The following is a 6,613-nucleotide window of genomic DNA, read 5'->3' on the forward strand; positions in this document are numbered from 1 at the left end:
TAAGGAGATAATTTGATGAGTTTAATTCATGAATCAATAGAAAGTTTAGAAACTAAACTAAAAAATAAAGAAATTAAACCGAGTGACTTAGTACAAAGTTCGCTTAAAAGAATTAAAGAAACAGAAGATAAAGTCGGTTCTTTTATTACAATTACGGAAGAATTGGCTGTGGATAAAGCAAAGCAATTGGATAAAATGCAAGAAGCAGGAAATTACAATGGTAGATTATTTGGTATTCCAATGGGAATTAAAGATAATATTATCACCAAAGATATTCAGACAACGTGTGCTTCAAAAATATTAGAAGGTTTTAAACCGATTTATGATGCAACAGTAATAAATAAACTAAATGTAGAGAATCCTATATTAATGGGTAAACTTAATATGGACGAGTTTGCAATGGGGGGATCTACTGAAACATCATATTATAAATTAACGAAAAATCCACATGATTTGGATGCCGTTCCCGGCGGTTCAAGCGGAGGTAGTGCTACTTCTGTTGCAGCGGGACAAGTAAGTTTTTCACTAGGGAGTGACACCGGCGGTTCAGTGCGTCAGCCAGCCTCATATTGTGGAATTGTAGGTTTGAAACCAACTTATGGACGTGTATCACGTTTTGGTTTAGTAGCATTTGCTTCATCTTTAGATCAAATTGGACCTATGACACGTACTGTAAAAGATAATGCACGCATCTTAGAAATTATTTCGGGGGTTGATGAACACGATATGACAAGTGCACCCGTAAAAGATCCGGAATATAGCAAGATTATTACCGGAGATATAAAAGGTAAAAAAATTGCCTTACCGAAAGAATATTTCGGTGAAGGTATTGATGAAGATGTAAAAAAAGCTGTGCTTGATGGTGTAAAATATTTAGAAAGTCAAGGTGCTGTCGTAGAAGAAGTATCATTGCCAAATACAGGATATGCCATTTCTACATATTATATTATTGCTTCTGCGGAAGCAAGTTCTAATCTTTCACGTTTTGACGGTATTCGCTACGGGTTTAGAAGTCCAAATGCAAAAAATTTAGAAGAAATTTACAAAAAAACAAGAGGAGAAGGCTTTGGAGCAGAGGTTAAACGTCGTATTATGCTAGGGACATACGTATTATCTTCCGGATATTATGACGCTTATTATAAAAAAGCACAACAGGTTAGAACATTAATTAAACAAGATTTTGATAGAATATTTGAAAAGTATGATGTTGTTATAGGTCCGACAGCACCGACAGTGGCATTCAATGTTGGAGAAGAAATTGGCGATCCGGTTACAATGTATGCAAATGACATTTTAACAATTCCGGTAAATATGGCAGGATTACCGGGGTTAAGTATCCCATGTGGATTTAAAGGAAAACGCCCAATTGGTATGCAAATAATAGCAAAACCATTTGCCGAATCAACACTGTACGATGTTGCTTATAATTTTGAACAACACTATAATTTACATGATAAAAAAATAGAAATTTAATAGGAGAAGTACGATGCATTTTGAAACAGTAATTGGACTAGAAGTCCACGTAGAATTAAAAACAAATTCAAAAATATTCTCACCATCTCCGGCACATTTTGGAGCAGAGCCGAACACAAATACAAATGTAATCGACCTAGGGTATCCCGGTGTGCTACCGGTTGTTAATAAACGTGCAGTTGAATGGGGAATGAAAGCTGCTATGGCACTTAATATGACAGTGGCAAAAGAATCAAAATTTGATAGAAAAAATTATTTTTATCCGGATAATCCAAAAGCATATCAAATATCTCAGTTTGACCAACCGATTGGAGAACACGGCTGGATAGATATTGAAGTAAACGGAAAAACAAAACGTATTGGTATTACAAGAGCACACCTTGAAGAAGATGCAGGGAAATTAACACATAAAAATGGATATTCACTGGTTGACTTAAATAGACAAGGGACGCCGCTAATAGAAATCGTTTCTGAACCTGACATTAGAACACCGGAAGAGGCATATGCTTATTTAGAAAAATTACGTTCAATTATTCAATATATAGAAGTATCGGATGTGAAAATGGAAGAAGGCTCTATGCGTTGTGATGCAAATATTTCGATAAGACCTTACGGACAAGATAAATTCGGAACAAAAACAGAACTTAAGAATTTAAACTCTTTCACTTTTGTGAGAAAAGGTCTTGAATATGAAGAGAAAAGACAAGAACAGGTAATACTTTCCGGAGGAGAAATTAAGCAAGAAACACGCCGCTTTGATGAAACAACAGGGACAACAAAATTAATGCGTGTTAAAGAAGGGTCGGATGACTATCGATATTTTCCGGAGCCGGATATAGTACCTATAATTATTTCGGATGAATGGATGGAAGAAGTAAGAAAAACTATTCCCGAACTTCCGGATGCACGTCGTAAACGTTATCAAGAAAAACTTGGATTGCCTGCATATGATGCCCATGTTCTAACATTAACAAAAGAAATGTCAGATATGTTTGAAGAAACTGTAAAACTGGGAGCAGATCCGAAATTGGCATCAAATTATTTAATGGTTGATGTAAATGCGTACTTAAATAAGGTTCAAAAGGAATTAAAAGAAACATCTCTAACAGCCGAAGGGTTAGCCGGAATGATTAATTTGATTACGGATGGCACAATTTCAAGTAAGATAGCTAAAAAAGTATTTGCTGAATTAATTGAACACGGTGGTGATGCAAAACAAATTGTTAAAGAAAAAGGTTTGGTTCAAGTATCAGATACCGGTAAACTTATGGCTTGGGTAAATGAAGCGTTGGATAATAATCCGCAATCAATTGAAGATTACAAAAACGGTCGTGATCGTGCAATAGGTTTCTTAGTAGGACAAATTATGAAAGCATCAAAAGGACAGGCAAATCCGCAAATGATTAATAAAATGCTTTTAGAAGAAATAACGAAGAGATAAAAAGTATAAAAACTGGTACTGTTATAGAATGGTTGTATAATAAATACGGGGCATGGGAAAAATCCATACCTCGTATTGTTCTTTAATATACAAAAAGACAAATATCCAATATAATTAAAGTGCAAAAAAAAATAAACTATGAAAGGATATCTGTCATGAATAATTTTAACACAAAAACAAAAGAAATAAAAGAGGGAGAATTCATTAAAAACCTACTACAAATAAAAGATAAAAATATAACTATTGAGAAAACACATAACGAAACTATAAAAAATAATCAAAAGTACTTTGTATTCAAAGGTACCTTAACATATAAACCCAAGAAGTGTGAATGCTGTGGTTGTCTTAATAAAGGTTATACTGTAGTTAAAAACGGCTTTAATGAACTTACTAGAATTAATCTATTAAAAATATCAGGTATCCCTGCTTATTTGGAACTAAGAAAGCAACGTTTCAAGTGTAAAACTTGTAATAAAAAATTTGTAGCTACTACTTCTTTTGTAGATAAATACTGTAGTATTTCTAAAAATGTTAAGTTTTCTATAATGAGTGATTTAGCTGATACTTTATCTTTTAAACAAATAGCCAAAATGAATAATGTATCGGTTAATACTGTTATAAGAACTCTTTATAAATGTAAATCCCATGTAGACATTCTTAACTATAATACCTTACCTGAGTATTTATGCTTTGATGAGTTAAAGTTTACTAAAGATAGTAAAAATGGTATGAGTTTTATTTTTTTAGATGCTTTAACTCATGAGATTATTGATATAGTTGATGGTAGAACTGAGTATATTTTAAATAATTATTTTTCCAGATTTTCTAAAGAGGCTAGAAGTAATGTTAAGGCTATTTGTATTGATATTTATACTCCTTATATGAAGTTGATTAGAAATAAGTTTCCTAATGCTGAAATTGTTATAGATAGGTTTCATATTATTCAAAATGTTAATAGAGAACTTTATTCAAAATGTTAATAGAGAACTTAATAGAACTAGAGTTAAGCTAATGAATATTTACAAAAAACAAAAAGGTATTAATTATACTCTTTTAAAAAATAATTGGAAGTTAATATTAGAAGATGAAAGTAATGTTACTCATGGTAGGTTTTTCTTTAATAGGAGTTTTAGGAGTTTAGTTACTAGACGTGATATTTTAGATTATTTATTAGGATTAGATTGTATATTTAAGGCTAGCTATGAGAGAGTTCAGGATATTAGATATGCAATAAGGTATAGAAATGAGTTGGAGTTTAAAGAATTAATTGAAAAATCTACTATCGATTTATCTGATGGTGTTAGTAAGGCTATTAATACTATGAGAAAACATAAAGAGTATATGCTTAATAGTGTTAGGTATTCTATTTCTAATGGTTCTTTGGAGGGTATTAATAATAAGATAAAGGTTTTAAAGAGAGTTTCTTATGGTTATAATAGCTTTTATAACTTTAGATTACGCATTTTAGTTGTTTCTAGGTTATTTGTTTCTGAGTATAAAAATAATATTTCTTTTAAGGGCGTTTTGAAAAATGCCAAGCAACACTGCATTGCTTAGCATTTTATCCTTATNTAGAATTAAGTATCAGTTTTTATTATGTAGGATAAAGTTGTTAAAAATTAAAGAGTAATCGCTTTCTAAAATTAATTTTTAGCAGTATAATATAGATATAATTATTTTAAAGAGGTGAGATTATGAATGCTACTATAGAATTATTAAAAAATCACAGAACGCATAGGCATTTTATTAAAGGAAAACATATTCCGATAGAAGAACTTACGGCAATTGTAGATAGCGCTCGTCAAGCACCGAGTTGGATGAATGGACAACATTATAGCATTGTTGTTGTGGACGATGAAAAAATAAAAACTGAAATTGCTGAAGTTAGTGGTGTTAATAAAAATCATATATACAATAGTGGAGCATTTTTGATTTTTTATGCTGATTTTAATAATATTAAATTAGCGTGTGAATTAGAAGGAGTTAATTTTAATATAGAAAATAGTTATGAGGCATTAATTACAGCAACGACAGATGCGGCGTTAGCAATGCAAAATGCAGTTATTTCAGCTGAATCTTTAGGATATGGTACTGTCTGCTGTGGTGGCATACGTTTTGTTAGTAAAAAAATATCAAAAATACTTAATGTTCCGGAAAACTCATTTATGGTATGCGGATTAAGTATTGGTGTTGTAGATACAAAACTTAATGTAGAAAAAATTAAACCTCGTTTGCCAAAAGATGCAAATGTAGGATATAACGCATTTCCTACATCAAATAAAGAATTAATTGGTGAATATGTAAATACAATGATAAAATTTGCTGAAGCACGTGAAACTAAAACTTGGACAAAAAAATTTGCAGATTTTTACGGAGCAAAACCGTTAGAGATGGTGACGCAAGAAGTTTTGAAAGAACAAAAATTTATTAAATAATAAAATATAATAGACTACATAATTGATATGTACCCCTTTTACTGGACAAAGCAGTGAAAGGGGTATTATTATGCGTTATAGTTATGAATTTAAAATAATTTTTGGCAGCTGTTACCAAAAAATTACAGTTTTATTAAGTTTATAATACTTTATGTACATTTGTAAATGATGTGAGACAAAAAAGTAAAAAATAAATACTGGATATAATAGAATTACATAGAAGCTAGCTTCTATGTAAACCGTATGAAGCCCCCGACGTAAATTACATTATTTGATTAGATTTGCCAGCTTTAATTCCTTAGAGAACATTTCAGATTTCTAAAACTTATTTGTCAAGGATTTGAAAAAGGCGTAGCCCTTGTCCTTGACAAATAAGTTGTGAAATCTATTATCTAACAAGGAATTAAAGCCGGCATATTTTTATAGACTCTTTCCGNAGTTTTATTAAGTTTATAATACTTTATGTACATTTGTAAATGATGTGAGACAAAAAAAGTAAAAAATAAATACCGGATATAATAGAATTACATAGAAGCTAGCTTCTATGTAAACCGTATGAAGCCCCCGACGTAAATTACATTATTTGATTAGATTTGCCAGCTTTAATTCCTTAGAGAACATTTCAGATTTCTAAAACTTATTTGTCAAGGATTTGAAAAAGGCGTAGCCCTTGTCCTTGACAAATAAGTTGTGAAATCTATTATCTAACAAGGAATTAAAGCCGGCATATTTTTATAGACTCTTTCCGTAACTCTTTTCTTTTTTCAACAGGAGAAAGCCAATTTAAAGTCTGCATAGGAAGACGGTTAGAGCGATATAGATACTTTTTCATCTGAGATATAAGATCATCATACGAAAAGAAAGATAAATGCCTGTAAAAACGTTCATTATCATTTCTATGACTACGTTCAACCTTACCGTTATGTCTAGGAGTTCTAGGTCTAATAAGTTGATGTTTAATGCCAAGATTATTACACAATACATCAAAAGGGTGTATTCGTTTAGTATCTTTAAAATGCGTAAATTCAAAACCATTATCAGTTTGAATTATCTTGGGTTTATACCCAAAATAATCAATAGCCATTTTAACAAATTGAACAGTAGAGTATGATGATTGTTCTTTAAAAGGGAAAATAAATCTTTCCCTAGTAGCTTCATCAATGATAGTATATTGATAAAATTTATCAGGAATTTCTCCTACATAACAACGTTTAGGAACATATTTCACATCAAGTTGCCATTTTTTACCAATTTCAGTAGGTGT

The 6,613-nt window shown here is 31.1% G+C and carries 6 protein-coding genes; 5 read left to right on the forward strand and 1 reads right to left on the reverse strand.

Annotated features, from left to right (window positions below):
• The first annotated feature begins 15 nt into the window (after positions 1 to 15).
• The 5 genes from gatA (at position 16) to BQ7358_RS05245 (ending at position 5,349) form a co-directional block, all read left to right on the forward strand.
• Complete coding sequence (gene gatA, locus BQ7358_RS05230) at positions 16 to 1,473, forward strand: Asp-tRNA(Asn)/Glu-tRNA(Gln) amidotransferase subunit GatA (RefSeq protein WP_062174053.1); 1,458 nt, start codon at positions 16 to 18, stop codon at positions 1,471 to 1,473.
• A gap of 13 nt (positions 1,474 to 1,486) precedes the next feature.
• Positions 1,487 to 2,914, forward strand: coding sequence for an Asp-tRNA(Asn)/Glu-tRNA(Gln) amidotransferase subunit GatB (gatB, locus tag BQ7358_RS05235; RefSeq protein WP_072520289.1), 1,428 nt, complete (start codon positions 1,487 to 1,489; stop codon positions 2,912 to 2,914).
• Between the two features lie 155 nt (positions 2,915 to 3,069).
• The gene (locus tag BQ7358_RS09180) at positions 3,070 to 3,894 is read left to right on the forward strand and encodes an ISL3 family transposase (protein ID WP_062172723.1); all 825 of its coding nucleotides are present in this window, start codon (positions 3,070 to 3,072) and stop codon (positions 3,892 to 3,894) included.
• A complete protein-coding gene (locus BQ7358_RS09185) occupies positions 3,863 to 4,471 on the forward strand; it encodes a transposase (protein ID WP_234971554.1) in 609 nt (202 codons plus the stop codon). Before BQ7358_RS09180 ends, BQ7358_RS09185 begins: the two co-directional genes overlap by 32 nt.
• A gap of 137 nt (positions 4,472 to 4,608) precedes the next feature.
• Positions 4,609 to 5,349: a nitroreductase family protein gene (locus tag BQ7358_RS05245; protein ID WP_062174049.1), complete on the forward strand. Its 741-nt coding sequence runs from the start codon at positions 4,609 to 4,611 to the stop codon at positions 5,347 to 5,349.
• 715 nt (positions 5,350 to 6,064) lie between these two features.
• Here BQ7358_RS05245 and BQ7358_RS05250 read toward each other — a convergent pair.
• Positions 6,065 to 6,613 (reverse strand): DDE-type integrase/transposase/recombinase (locus BQ7358_RS05250; RefSeq protein ID WP_159428386.1); only part of this gene is annotated, 549 nt, incomplete at its 5' end.

It is taken from the genome of Gemella massiliensis (genome assembly GCF_900120125.1).
In the GTDB taxonomy this organism is placed as follows: Bacteria; Bacillota; Bacilli; order Staphylococcales; family Gemellaceae; genus Gemella; species Gemella massiliensis.